The sequence below is a fragment of the Microbacterium sp. genome, from assembly GCF_047971895.1.
GTDB lineage: Bacteria > Actinomycetota > Actinomycetes > Actinomycetales > Microbacteriaceae > Microbacterium.
Genome location: NZ_JBKEAF010000090.1, coordinates 1 through 11,303, shown reverse-complemented (window position 1 = coordinate 11,303; position 11,303 = coordinate 1). Strand labels below are relative to the sequence as shown.

Below are 11,303 nucleotides of genomic sequence, written 5' to 3'. Positions count from 1 at the left end.
TCGCTGTGCTTTACTGGCGCCATGGTCGATGTGGGGCGCGGCGGCGGAGCCGTGACCACGGGCGCAGGGGAGATCTTCCAGATCCTGCGTGACGGACGCGCGCGCACGAAAGCCGAACTCGCGACACTGACCGGCCTCGCCCGGTCGACCGTGTCGTTGCGCGTCGATGCGCTCGTGGCGTCGGGGCTCGTACAGCCCGCCGGGGAAGCTGCCTCGACCGGCGGCCGGCCACCGGCGCGCGTCGCGTTCAACCCCCTCGCGGGTGCAGTGCTCGCCATCGACCTCGGTGCCACCCACGCCACCGTCGCCGTCGCCGACCTCGGCGGCCGCATCCTCGCCAGCTACTCCCGCGAGCTCGCGATCACGGCCGGCCCCACCGTGGTGCTCGACATCGTCGTGGACGACGGTCGGCGACTGCTCGAGCGGCACCCGCCGGGCGGCGCGAACCTCGTCGGCATCGGCATCGGCGTGCCAGGACCCGTCGAGCACTCGACAGGACAGCCGACGAACCCGCCGATCATGCCGGGCTGGGACCGCTTCGACGTGCCCGGCTATGTGCAGCGCGCGTTCCCCGTGCCAGTGCTCGTCGACAACGACGTCAACCTGCTGGCGCTGGGCGAGCAGTCGCTGAGCTGGGCGGGCGTCGAAGACCTCGTCTTCGTGAAGGTCTCGACCGGCATCGGCGCGGGTATCATCTCGGGCGGAGTGCTGCAGCGCGGCGCGCAGGGCTCTGCCGGCGACATGGGTCATGTGCAGGTGCCCTACAGTCACGACTCCCCCCGCCCCACGTCTGATGAGCGCGACCTCGAGGCGATCGCCAGCGGCACCGCGATCGCCGCCGAACTACGCGCTCAGGGCATCGACGCGAAAGACAGCGGTGACGTGGTCACGCTCGTGCGCGAGGGCAACGCGGCGGCGATCGCAGCGACCCGGCAGGCCGGCCGCGAGGTCGGCGAGGTGCTCGCGACCGTCGTCAACATGCTCAACCCGTCGATCATCGTGATCGGCGGCAGCGTCGCCCGTGCGGGTGAGCACCTGCTCGCCGGCGTGCGCGAAGTCGTGTACCGCCGCTCCATACCGCTGGCGACGCAGCACCTCGGCATCGTGCAGTCGCAGGGCGGCGAGACCGCAGGCGCGCGCGGTGCGGCGATCATGGTCACGCAGCGAGTGCTCGCCCCCGCCAGCGTCGAAGAGATCCTCGTCGCCGACACGGGCAGGTTCGCGGGCAGCAGCTGACGCGTCACACCAGCCGCAGCTCACCGTCGAGTGCGGCGGCAGTGCGCCGCAGCCCGGGCAGATAGGCCTCGAACACGTGCTCCACGGAATCGCGCGTCGCACTCGTCGACACGTTGATCGCCGCGGCCACCGCGCCGTCGCGGCCGCGCACGGGTGCGGCGACCGAACGCAGACCGGGCTCGAGCTCGCCGTCGACGAGGGCCCACCCCTGCGCCCGTACACGGTCGAGCTCAGCGATGAGGGCCGCGGAATCGACGAGCGTGCGACCGGTCAGCGGTTGAAGAGTGGATGCCTCGACCACCGCGTCGCGCGCGGCATCCGTCATCCCCGCCAGTAGCACCCGGCCCATGCTCGTCGCGTACGCGGGGAACCGGGTGCCGATCGTGATGCGCACGCTCATGATCCGTCGCGTCGGCACGCGGGCGACGTACACGATGTCGGTGCCGTCGAGCACAGCCGCCGACACCGACTCGCCGACCTCGTGCGACAGCGCCTCGAGATGCGGTTGCACCACTTCGGGGAGGGTGAGCGCCGAGAGGTAGCTGAAGCCCAGCTCGAGCACGCGGGGAGTGAGGCGGAACAGCCGCCCGTCGCCGGAGACATACCCCAGCGTGACGAGGGTGCGCAGAAAGCGGCGAGCGGCCGCGCGGGTCAGGCCTGCGCGGCGTGCGACGTCGCTGAGCGACAGCTCCGGATGCTCGGCGTCGAACGCGCGGATGACGGCCAGCCCGCGCGCCAGCGACTGGACGAACTCTTCGGAGCGGGCCCCCGTGCTGTCCGCTGCGCCCTCGCCCGTGCCCTCGGCATCCGTCATGCGTACTCCTCGAGCGCCGACCGGATGTCCGTGTGCGAGAAGTCGTCTCCCACGTACAGCAGCGGCTCGTCGCGCACCGCGGCAAGCGCGTAGCTGAAGGTGTCGCCGATGTTGAGCTTGGCGGGATGTCCAGAGCCGCGCCCGTACAGACGGTAGGCGTCGCCAGCGACGTCGGCCTGTTCGCGATCGAAGGCCGCGACGTCCGTGCCGTACCTGCGAAGGAGTGCATCGAGTCGCAGGAGCCCCGAGGCCCCCGTCCGCGCATTCACGACGACACGTGCTTCGACGAGGGTCGACGCGGAGATGCACGACGTGTACGCACCCAGCAGCTCATTGAGCGCAGCGGCATCGTCTTCGTCCTGAAGAACGGCGACGATCGCCGATGTATCGACGATCACTTCGGCAGCCCCGTCTCGTCATAGAGCCAGTCTCCGTGATCGGACATGGCGGCTCGCTGCTCCGGAGTCGTGTCGGCCTTGAATCCGTCTACGATCCGCCGGATACCGGCTTTGCGGCGCTCGATCTCCTCGGGGGAGTATGCCGGTGTCGGGCGCCCGGCACGCTCGATGATCTGCAACTCTTCCAGGCGGCGGCGCACGGCATCCTCCACCGCGCTCGTCTGGCTCATTCCGGTGAGCACCGCCAGCTGCCGCACGAGGTCATGAACCGCCTCGTTCTTGATGTTCAGGCTCATGCGCCAGTTCTACCAGAGTAGATACAGAATGGTAGAGGTCTACCGTTCGAGCACGATCGCCATGCCCTGGCCGACCCCGATGCAGATCGCCGCGACGGCGACGCCGCCGCCCCGCCGGGCGAGCTCGTGCGCCGCATGGCCGATGATGCGGCCGCCGGACGCCCCGAGCGGGTGACCGATCGCGAGCGCCCCGCCGTGGATGTTGACCTTCTCGGGGTTGAGACCCTCCCATCCGCGGATGTCGGCGATCGACTGCGACGCGAACGCCTCGTTGAGCTCGACGAGGTCGACATCCGCCCACGTCTTGCCGGCGCGGGCGAGTGCCTTGTTGGCCGCCTCGATGGGTGCGAGCGGGAAGACGTCGGGGGCAACGCCGTGTGTGGCGCGCGACACGATGCGCGCCAGCGGTTCGCCGGGCAACGCACCCTCACTCCCGAGCAGCACCGCAGAGGCGCCGTCGTTGATCGACGACGAGTTGCCGGCCGTCACGGTGCCATCGCCGCCGGGGGCGAACAGGGGCTTCAGTGCCGCGAGCTTGTCCATTGACGCCCCGTCACGGATGCCCTCGTCGCGCGCCAGCTCGGCACCGGGAACCTGCACGACCTCGCCGTCGTAGATGCCATCGGCCCACGCCTGCGCGGCGAGCCGGTGAGAGCGGATGGCGAAGGCATCCTGCTCCTCCCGCGAGATGCCGCCCTCGCGCGCGACCTTCTCGGCCGACTCGCCGTTCGAGATCGTCCAGCCCTTCGGCAGCTGCGGATTGACCATGCGCCACCCGATCGACGTGTTCCACATCGTCTGGTTGCCCGTGGCGGGCCACGCGCGCGGCGACTTCTCGACCACGAACGGCGCACGGCTCATCGACTCGACACCGCCCGCCAGCACGATGTCTGCGTCGCCGGCCTCGATCGCCCGCGAGCCCTGCACGACCGCCTCGACCGACGAGGCGCACAGGCGGTTGACGGTCACACCGGTCACCGACGACGGGAACCCGGCCAGCAGCGCGCCGAACCGGGCGACGTTGCGATTGTCCTCCCCCGCCTGATTCGCGTCGCCGAAGATCACGTCGTCGATGCGGGCGGGGTCGAGGCCCGTGCGCTCGACGGTCGCTTTCATGACGACGGCGGCGAGGTCATCGGGGCGGATGCCGGAGAGCGCACCGCCGGCACGGCCGAACGGTGTGCGGACGGCGTCGTAGATGTAAGTGGTCATGCCTTGCCCTTCAGGTCGAGCCCGACCGGCTGCCCCGCGCGCCCGAACCCGCCGATCATGACGGTCGCCCCATCTGGGATCCCGGCGACGGCGGACTCGACGTCTGCCACGGTCTTGTCGATCACTCGCGCCTCCTCGACGTTCACGAAGCGCATGTTCGCTGTGCGAACGTTCGTTCGTAAGACGTTCATTCTACGCCAGAATCGGTCGAGACTCCAGGCGAGGAGTCCCAACCGATCTCGGGGAGCGAGAGGCGTCAGGCGACCGCCGCGAAGCCCCCGTCCAGTTCACCTGCTCACGCACGGCGAGCACCATCCGTAGGAAGCCGACGGCCTCGAACTCACGGCACGCAAGAGGGAACCAGCATCCACCACCGTGAGACTCCCTCCCTCGACGATGCCGCGCACGGGAGCCTTGGCCTCGTCGTCGTCGCCCACGAGCACGATCGTGGTGCGCTCGTCGCCGACCTGGCCACTGGCGAGCGTGGCGGCGACGTTGGCGTTGAGCGCCTTGACGATGCGGACGGATGGGCGGGATGCCCGCAGCCGACCTGCGAGGCGCGTGCGATCGCCTGGGCCTCCGCGCCGCACTTCGCTGCGAGAGCCGCGATCGCGGACCCCGAGTCAGTTGTCGCGACAACTATTCCCGGTACGATGCCGGCATGGAGTTCTCGGTCCCCCGTATGGATCCCCTCGAGTCGCGCGCGTGGCTCGCCGTCATCGGTACCGCCGAGCTGCTGCCCGCGGCGTTGGATGCGCAGCTGCAGGCCGACGCCGGCATGACACACTTCGAGTTCATCGTGCTGAGCGTGCTGCACCAATCGGGGCCGCAGCGGCTGACCGATCTGGCCACGATGACCAATGCGACCCTCCCGCGCCTGTCGAAGGTGGTCTCACGTCTGACCGCGCGCGGCCTGGTCGCCCGCACCGCGGTCGAGGACGATCGCCGCGCCGTCTCCGTGCAGCTGACCGGCGCCGGACGTCGCACGCTCGTGCGCGCCGTGCCGCGGCACATCGCGCTCGTGCGCGAGCTCGTCATCGATCGACTCACTCCCGTGCAGCTGGAGGCCCTCGCATCCGCCCTTGAGCCGGTCGTCGCCACCCTCGACCCGCAGCGACGCTTCGGCCCATAGCGTCGCCCCGACCCGTCCGCGTGACCGCACGTCAGATCCCGCACCGTCTCCGTCTCCGTGCAGCTTCTCCGCTTCCGTGCCCCGTTCACCTGTCACGATTCGCGGGTGCGGGCCGCCGAACGCGGCAAGTGGATGCCTGGCGCGCCCGCGTGGCGCACGCGCCCGCGAACACCTCGCCGACGATGCGGAACGCCGTGTTGGCTGCGGGGATGCCGCAGGAGATCGCCGACTGGACGATCACCTCTTCGATCTCCTCGACACTCAGGCCGTTGCGCCGGGCCGCACGCAGGTGCATCGCGAGCTCCTCGTGGTGCCCAGCGCGATGAACACGGTCAGCACGGCGACCGACCGCATCCGTCGTTCCCTCCCAGGCGCGACCACACGTCGCCCCACGCGTAGCGTGAGATGAAGTCCTGGAAGTCGGCGGTCAGCTCGGTCGTGTTCGCGACCACCCAGTTGACGTGCTCGTCGCCGAGCACCGCACGGCCATACCCTGCTCCCACCGCTCGGCGTCGGAGAGTCCCCCGCTCGCCGTCATGATCCTCTTCGAAGAACGACACGAGTGCTGCCGCCGTCGCCTCGGGCTGTTCGGCGGGCGGCAAGTGTGCGGCGTCGGCGATGCGCGCGGTGAGCCCGCGCCGCAGTCCCGTCCACGGGGAGTGCGCTGCGCTGTCAGGTCTCGCGCAGCGCCTTGCCGAGGTCCTTCGCCGCCTGCACGACGAGCGCGCTCAACCGCCGCTCGTCGGCGCGCTCCAGGTGCACGACGATGCCGATCGCCACGGGCGGTAGACCCTCGACACGGGCGAGGGGAGCGGCGACCGACACGTTGCCGAGGGTCATCTCCTCACGGGTCGTGGCGTACCCGCGGGTGCGGGTGCGGGCGAGGTCGCCGCGCAGGTCGAGTTCGGAGGTGATCGACAGGGTCGTCTCGCGCTCGAGCGGCACCGAGAAGTACCGCTGCAGCCACGCCTCGTCGCGGGTGGCCAGCAGCGCCTTGCCAACACCCGTGGTGTGCAGCGGGTGTCGGCCGCCCATGCGGCTGAGAGTGGGGATCGACCCGGTGCCGGTGAGGCGCCCCACGTACAGCGCGGTGGCCGTCTCGGGTTCGGCGCCGTCGAGCACGGCCAGGTGCACGTTCTCGCCCGTGGCCTCGTACAGCCGCAGCATGTGCGGCAGCGCCGTCTCGCGCAGTCGCAGCGACAGCGGCGACAGCTCGCCGAGCTCCCACAGCCGCGCGCCGATCGTGTACTTGTGGTGCGGCGCGCGCGCGAGCAGCCCGTACTCGGTGAGGGAGGCGAGCAGCCGGTGCAGCGTCGACGAGGGCAGACCGGTGCGGGCGGCCAGCTGCGCCGCCGACAGGTCGGGCTCGTCGTCGGTGAAGCACTGCAGCACGCGCATCGCGCGCGAGAGCACTCCTTCCCCGGCGTCGTCCACGACTCCTCCTCGCTCTCGCTGTCTTGAGATTACCGGGCATGGCACCCTGGGACACATGGCCAATTCGCCGTCGGGCGATTCGATGACGGCACGCGTCGTGCGTGTGCTCGAGACGTTCACCGTCGACCGCACGATGCAGACCGCGGCCGAGGTCGGCAGGCGCGCGGGGCTGCCCTCGTCGACGGCGCATCGCATCGTCGACGAGCTCGTCGCTGCAGGCCTGCTCGACCGCGACGACGAGCACCGGGTGAGCCTGGGCATGCGGCTGTGGGAGCTGGCGCTGCGCGGCTCGCGCGCGCTGCGCCTGCGCCAGGCGGCCCTGCCGCACATGGAGCGTGTGCAGGCGACGGTGCGCGAGCACACACAGCTGGCGGTACTCGAGCAGGACTCGGCGCTGTTCCTCGAGCGCCTGTCGCATCCCGATGCCGGGGCGAACATCACCCGGGTCGCGGGCCGGCTGCCGCTGCACGCATCGTCGTCGGGCCTGGTGCTGCTCGCCCACGCCGACCCCGAGCTGCAGGAGCGGGTGCTGACGAGGAGGCTGGCGGCGGTCTCGCCCGAGACGACGACGGATGCCGCGGCCCTCCGCCGACGGATGGCCGAGATCCGCGCCGCCGGGTTCGTGGTGGCGCCCGGCTCGATCGAGGCGGTGTCGACCGGTGTGGCGGTGCCGGTGCGCGACGGGGACGGCGCCGTGATCGCCGCCCTGTCGGTGGTGCTGCCGCGGGAGGCGAGCCCCGACGTGGCGATCGCGGCGCTGCTGCAGGCTGCGCGCAGCATCCGTTCCGATCTTACTTCTCATTGAACGGGAATGCTTGTCGCGCAGATTCGCCCACGGGCGACACTGTGGACATGACCACCACCGTCCGCACACGCGTCGCCATCATCGGCGCCGGGCCCGCAGGCCTGCTGCTCTCGCACCTGCTCGCCGGCGCCGGCATCGACTCCATCATCATCGAATCCCGCACGCGCGAAGAGGTCGAGACGACGATCCGCGCCGGCATCCTCGAACAGAGCACCGTCGAGGTACTCACCGAAACCGGTGCGTCGACGCGGGCCCTCACCGTCGGGCACCGGCACGACGGCATCGAACTGCGGTTCGCAGGCGAAGGCCACCGCATCGACTTCAGGAAGCTCGTCGATCGCGGTGTGTGGCTGTACCCGCAGCACGAGGCGCTGAAGGACCTCATCGCCGTGCGCACCGCCGCCGGGCAGGACCTGCGCTTCGGCGTCACGGCCGAACGCGTCGAGGGCGCCGAGAGCGACCGGCCGCGCGTGATCGCGGTGGATGCCGAAGGCACCCGCCTCGAGATCGACGCCGAGTTCGTGGTCGGCGCCGACGGCTCGCGCAGCGTCGCCCGCGAGGCGGTGACCGGCTCGCAGTTCGGCGGCTACTTCCGCGAGTACCCGTTCGCCTGGTTCGGCATCCTGTGCGAGGCGCCGCCGAGCTCGGACGAGCTCATCTACAGCAACTCGCCGAACGGCTTCGCGCTGATCAGCCAGCGCAGCGAGACGGTGCAGCGCATGTACTTCCAGTGCGAACCGGATGCCGACCCCGACGCACTGAGCGAAGCGCAGCTGTGGGACGAGCTGCAGAAGCGCGTTCCGGGCACGACGCTCCGCGAGGGGCGCATCTTCCAGCGTGACATCCTGCGCTTCCGCAGCTTCGTCGCCCACGAGCTGCGGCACGGGCGGGTCGCGCTGATCGGGGATGCCGCGCACACCGTGCCGCCCACGGGCGCGAAGGGGATGAACCTCGCGGTGGCCGACGTCGTCGTCCTCGACAGGGCGCTGCGGGCTCTGCTGCTCGACAACGACAGCCGGCTTGTCGAGGCCTACCCCGAGACGGCGCTGCCCCGCATCTGGAAGGCGCAGCATTTCTCGTGGTGGATGACGAGCATGCTGCACGTGACGACGGATGCCAGCGACTTCGACCGGCTTCGTCAGCTCGGCGAGCTGCGCACGGTCGTCGAGTCCGAGGCGGGCCGGCGCTACCTCGCCGAGGCCTACACGGGCTGGCCGCTGGAGGGACTGGGCTGAGGCACAGTCACGGCCGCAGCGGCAGCGGGATGTCCTTTCCGTAGATGTGGATGGCTCCGGCACCGCCGGCGAAGAACTCGTCGTGCGCGGGGACCGAGGTGACGGGCACGACCGTCACCTCGGGTGCGGGCTCGAAGGTCGCATCGTGCGATCCGAGGGTGTTCTGGTCGGCGCAGACGGGGCCGGTCTTGATGCGCGCCAGCTGGGTGTGCGCCGCGTACGCGGGCCCCGCGACATCCACATAGTCGGTGTAGTCGCAGTCCACGCCCGCGACCGTCCCACGCTGGCCCGCGCCCGCCTGCGCGGCCTCGCCGAGCGCGTACTGACCGTCGCAGTTGAACGCCCAGCCGCCCGCACGCGCAGCGACAGACGGCGCGTGCAGCTGCATGCCGCACGATGGCACGAGGTGCAGGTCGACACCGTCGCCCGCCGTCGGCCAGGGGCTGCGCATCGCGCTCTTGCGCAGCCGGCGGTCGGAGTGATCAAGGCAGATCTCGACGCCGACGTTGAGCGGGGCGGCGGCCGTGGGCACCGTGAAGATCGCGTACGGGTCGAACGGGTCGGTCTTGAAATCGCCCGCGCTCGTGTCGAGCACGGGGTAGGCCGCCATCTGCTCGGTGATGACGGGCTTGCCCGTGACATCCCACAGCAGGAAGTCCTCGGTGGAGTCGTAGTACTTCTCGGCCGTCAGCGCGTGCGCCCCCAGCGGGACGCTCACGCCGTCGACGGCGGCGCCGCTGAGCACGAGCGCCCGGTTGCGCACCTCGACCTCGGGGTACGCATGCGCGTTCTTGATGAAGTTGACGAAGGCGTCGAAGATGACGAGATTGAGCGGACCGGCAGATGCGTTCAGCCCCTCGCCGAGCGCACGCACGATGTCGTTGCGCACCGTCGTGGTCGACGACGACAGCACGGCGTCGATGTCGCCGACCTCGGCGGTGATCACCGAACCGAGCACGAGCAGGAAGTGCGGGTAGTCCGCCGGCGGGAACTGCTGCTGCAGCACGGTCAGGATCGTGTCGGCCGGGTCGCCCTCGCTGGGCTTGTACACGTACGGACCCATCGTGCCGTGCCAGAAGAACTCGGGGGCGACGAACACGTTCAGGATGCTCGGGTCGTCGCCGTCGGGCAGTGCGGCCCGGGCCGTGTCGACGGCATTCTTCAACACGAGCGCCCGGCCCTGGATGTCGGCGGTCATATCGGCGGCGGCGCGATACGTCCCGGCGACCGCGCCCGAGCCGTTCGGGTCTCCCACCGCCACCATGTCGGCCGGTGTCGTGGGAACGGCGTAGCCGATGAAACGGATGCTGTCGTACTGCGCGGTCATAGCCAGTGGGCTCCCCTCGTATCGCTGAGGAGCACACACCCATCTCTCCCGAGTCCTACAGTGACATGCCCGCGCGGAGCGCGGCAACGACGTCACCCATCGGGATCCCCATTGGCGATCCCGGCGGACTGGGATAGTGTCCAGTATTCGTGACCGATGACACCGCGAACCGCAAGGCCGACGCCGTCCTGCTGCTCGTGGCAGTGTGCCTGGTCGCCGCCAACATGCGGCCCACCATCACCGGGCTCGGGCCGCTGCTCGACCAGATCGGCGCAGACACCGGGCTGACCGTCTCGACACTGGGCATGCTCGCCTCGGTGCCGCTCATCGCATGGGCGCTGTTCTCCCCGATGGCGCACACACTCAGCAGGCGCTACGGGCAGCCACGGGTCCTGCTGTGGTCGCTGGTCGTGCTGCTGGCCGGCACGCTCGTGCGGTCGCTTCCGGGAGAGGTCGCGAGCCTGTGGATCGGCACGGCACTCATCGGCCTGGCCCTGGCGCTGGTCAACGTGCTCATGCCCGCGGTGGTCAAGCGCGAGTTCGCCGGGCACGTGCCGGCGGTGACCGCCGTCTACACGGCACTGCTCAGCGGGTTCGGCGCGCTCGCGTCGGGAGTCGTCGTGCCCATCTCGCACATCGAGATCGGTGGCGAACCGGGCGGCTGGCGCTTCGCACTGGTGGTGGCCGGAGGCATCCTGCTGCCCTTCGCGATCGGCGTCTGGTGGTGGACCCACCGCCGCGCCCGGCACGTGCAGTCGGCAACGCATCGCGGCCGTACCGGCATCTGGACCGACCGGGTCGCGTGGCTGGTCGCCGCCTACATGGGTCTGCAGTCGGCGATGTTCTACATGCTCGTGACGTGGCTGGCCACGATCTCGATGTCGACGGGGCGCTCGGAGGTCGTCGCCGGCATCGACGTCATGGTCTACCAGCTGTTCACGCTGGTCGGCTCGAGCGTGCTGCCCTTTCTGCTGCGCGGGCGGTTCGAGCACTTCGTGCCCGCGGTCATCCCGTCGCTGGCAGCGGTCGGAGTGATCGGCCTCATGCTCGCACCGGGTGCGATCCTGCTGTGGGCCCCGCTCATAGGCCTGTCGTCGGGGTCAACCCTGGGCATGTCGCTCACGCTCATGGCGCAGCGCGCCCGCGACCACGACGCCGCGTCGGCGCTGTCGGGAATGTCGCAGTCGGTCGGCTATCTCGTCGCAGCCCTCGGCCCGGTGACCTTCGGCTGGCTGCACAGCCTCTCGGGTGGCTGGACCGCCTCGCTCGGCATGCTGCTGGCCGTCACCGTCGGGCTGGCCGTCGTCGGGCTGTTCGCCGGTCGTCCGCGCTTCGTGCTCGACGGGCGGTGAAGTCAGGATGTCGGCGCCAGATCACGGCTGCTCGGGCCACTGGCCTGCCGCGATGCACATGT

General features: G+C 70.4%; 14 protein-coding genes and 1 pseudogene. 5 read left to right on the top strand and 10 right to left on the bottom strand.

The features are described from left to right. Positions 1-21 precede the first annotated feature (21 nt). Positions 22-1,236: an ROK family protein gene (locus ACK5IN_RS07110; RefSeq protein WP_416895499.1), complete on the top strand. Its 1,215-nt coding sequence runs from the start codon at positions 22-24 to the stop codon at positions 1,234-1,236. A gap of 4 nt (positions 1,237-1,240) precedes the next feature. Here ACK5IN_RS07110 and ACK5IN_RS07105 read toward each other — a convergent pair whose 3' ends face one another. The 6 genes and pseudogenes from ACK5IN_RS07105 to ACK5IN_RS07080 form a co-directional block, all read right to left on the bottom strand. After that, positions 1,241-2,050, bottom strand: coding sequence for an IclR family transcriptional regulator domain-containing protein (locus tag ACK5IN_RS07105; protein ID WP_416895498.1), 810 nt, complete (start codon positions 2,048-2,050; stop codon positions 1,241-1,243). Continuing rightward, positions 2,047-2,448 carry a type II toxin-antitoxin system VapC family toxin gene (locus tag ACK5IN_RS07100; protein WP_416895497.1) on the bottom strand — a complete coding sequence of 134 codons (402 nt, stop codon included), beginning with the start codon at positions 2,446-2,448 and terminating at the stop codon, positions 2,047-2,049. Before ACK5IN_RS07100 ends, ACK5IN_RS07105 begins: the two co-directional genes overlap by 4 nt. Then, positions 2,445-2,744, bottom strand: coding sequence for a type II toxin-antitoxin system VapB family antitoxin (locus ACK5IN_RS07095; protein ID WP_416895496.1), 300 nt, complete (start codon positions 2,742-2,744; stop codon positions 2,445-2,447). The genes ACK5IN_RS07100 and ACK5IN_RS07095 overlap by 4 nt, the downstream gene beginning before the upstream one ends. Before the next feature lie 39 nt (positions 2,745-2,783). Further along, on the bottom strand, positions 2,784-3,956 hold the full coding sequence (locus ACK5IN_RS07090) for a thiolase family protein (protein ID WP_416895495.1): 1,173 nt from the start codon (positions 3,954-3,956) through the stop codon (positions 2,784-2,786). Between the two features lie 17 nt (positions 3,957-3,973). Beyond that, a pseudogene (locus ACK5IN_RS07085) lies at positions 3,974-4,081 on the bottom strand (CoA-transferase); the annotation flags it as partial. A gap of 162 nt (positions 4,082-4,243) precedes the next feature. Continuing rightward, positions 4,244-4,546 carry a hypothetical protein gene (locus ACK5IN_RS07080; RefSeq protein ID WP_416895494.1) on the bottom strand — a complete coding sequence of 101 codons (303 nt, stop codon included), beginning with the start codon at positions 4,544-4,546 and terminating at the stop codon, positions 4,244-4,246. 71 nt (positions 4,547-4,617) lie between these two features. Here ACK5IN_RS07080 and ACK5IN_RS07075 point away from each other — a divergent pair, with 71 nt between their 5' ends. Then, positions 4,618-5,088 carry a MarR family winged helix-turn-helix transcriptional regulator gene (locus ACK5IN_RS07075; RefSeq protein WP_416895493.1) on the top strand — a complete coding sequence of 157 codons (471 nt, stop codon included), beginning with the start codon at positions 4,618-4,620 and terminating at the stop codon, positions 5,086-5,088. Between the two features lie 85 nt (positions 5,089-5,173). Here the strand turns inward: ACK5IN_RS07075 and ACK5IN_RS07070 are convergent, their stop codons facing one another. The 3 genes from ACK5IN_RS07070 to ACK5IN_RS07060 all read right to left on the bottom strand — a co-directional run bounded on the left by ACK5IN_RS07070 (position 5,174) and on the right by ACK5IN_RS07060 (position 6,522). Then, positions 5,174-5,383 carry a carboxymuconolactone decarboxylase family protein gene (locus ACK5IN_RS07070; RefSeq protein ID WP_416895492.1) on the bottom strand — a complete coding sequence of 70 codons (210 nt, stop codon included), beginning with the start codon at positions 5,381-5,383 and terminating at the stop codon, positions 5,174-5,176. A gap of 37 nt (positions 5,384-5,420) precedes the next feature. Then, positions 5,421-5,690, bottom strand: coding sequence for a hypothetical protein (locus tag ACK5IN_RS07065; RefSeq protein WP_416895491.1), 270 nt, complete (start codon positions 5,688-5,690; stop codon positions 5,421-5,423). Between the two features lie 70 nt (positions 5,691-5,760). Continuing rightward, positions 5,761-6,522 (bottom strand): IclR family transcriptional regulator, encoded by a 762-nt coding sequence (locus tag ACK5IN_RS07060; protein ID WP_416895490.1) that lies wholly within the window; start codon positions 6,520-6,522, stop codon positions 5,761-5,763. A 55-nt stretch (positions 6,523-6,577) separates the two neighbouring features. Here ACK5IN_RS07060 and ACK5IN_RS07055 point away from each other — a divergent pair, with 55 nt between their 5' ends. Both ACK5IN_RS07055 and ACK5IN_RS07050 read left to right on the top strand, forming a co-directional pair. Beyond that, positions 6,578-7,327 (top strand): IclR family transcriptional regulator, encoded by a 750-nt coding sequence (locus ACK5IN_RS07055; RefSeq protein ID WP_416895489.1) that lies wholly within the window; start codon positions 6,578-6,580, stop codon positions 7,325-7,327. A 47-nt stretch (positions 7,328-7,374) separates the two neighbouring features. Next, entirely contained in the window at positions 7,375-8,562 is a 1,188-nt protein-coding gene (locus ACK5IN_RS07050) for a 4-hydroxybenzoate 3-monooxygenase (RefSeq protein ID WP_416895488.1), read from the top strand. A 7-nt stretch (positions 8,563-8,569) separates the two neighbouring features. Here the strand turns inward: ACK5IN_RS07050 and ACK5IN_RS07045 are convergent, their stop codons facing one another. Further along, a complete protein-coding gene (locus ACK5IN_RS07045) occupies positions 8,570-9,889 on the bottom strand; it encodes a hypothetical protein (RefSeq protein WP_416895487.1) in 1,320 nt (439 codons plus the stop codon). Between the two features lie 149 nt (positions 9,890-10,038). Between ACK5IN_RS07045 and ACK5IN_RS07040 the strand changes: the two genes are divergently transcribed. After that, positions 10,039-11,241 carry an MFS transporter gene (locus ACK5IN_RS07040; protein WP_416895486.1) on the top strand — a complete coding sequence of 401 codons (1,203 nt, stop codon included), beginning with the start codon at positions 10,039-10,041 and terminating at the stop codon, positions 11,239-11,241. Positions 11,242-11,303 lie beyond the last annotated feature (62 nt).

Bases quoted from the DNA above. Each gene is read 5' to 3' on its own strand.
- ACK5IN_RS07050 (WP_416895488.1), top strand. From the start codon at position 7,375: ATGACCACCACCGTCCGCACACGCGTCGCCATCATCGGCGCCGGGCCC.
- ACK5IN_RS07095 (WP_416895496.1), bottom strand. From the start codon at position 2,744: ATGAGCCTGAACATCAAGAACGAGGCGGTTCATGACCTCGTGCGGCAG.
- ACK5IN_RS07090 (WP_416895495.1), bottom strand. From the start codon at position 3,956: ATGACCACTTACATCTACGACGCCGTCCGCACACCGTTCGGCCGTGCC.
- ACK5IN_RS07110 (WP_416895499.1), top strand. From the start codon at position 22: ATGGTCGATGTGGGGCGCGGCGGCGGAGCCGTGACCACGGGCGCAGGG.
- ACK5IN_RS07055 (WP_416895489.1), top strand. From the start codon at position 6,578: ATGGCCAATTCGCCGTCGGGCGATTCGATGACGGCACGCGTCGTGCGT.
- ACK5IN_RS07075 (WP_416895493.1), top strand. From the start codon at position 4,618: ATGGAGTTCTCGGTCCCCCGTATGGATCCCCTCGAGTCGCGCGCGTGG.
- ACK5IN_RS07045 (WP_416895487.1), bottom strand. From the start codon at position 9,889: ATGACCGCGCAGTACGACAGCATCCGTTTCATCGGCTACGCCGTTCCC.
- ACK5IN_RS07070 (WP_416895492.1), bottom strand. From the start codon at position 5,383: ATGCACCTGCGTGCGGCCCGGCGCAACGGCCTGAGTGTCGAGGAGATC.
- ACK5IN_RS07105 (WP_416895498.1), bottom strand. From the start codon at position 2,050: ATGACGGATGCCGAGGGCACGGGCGAGGGCGCAGCGGACAGCACGGGG.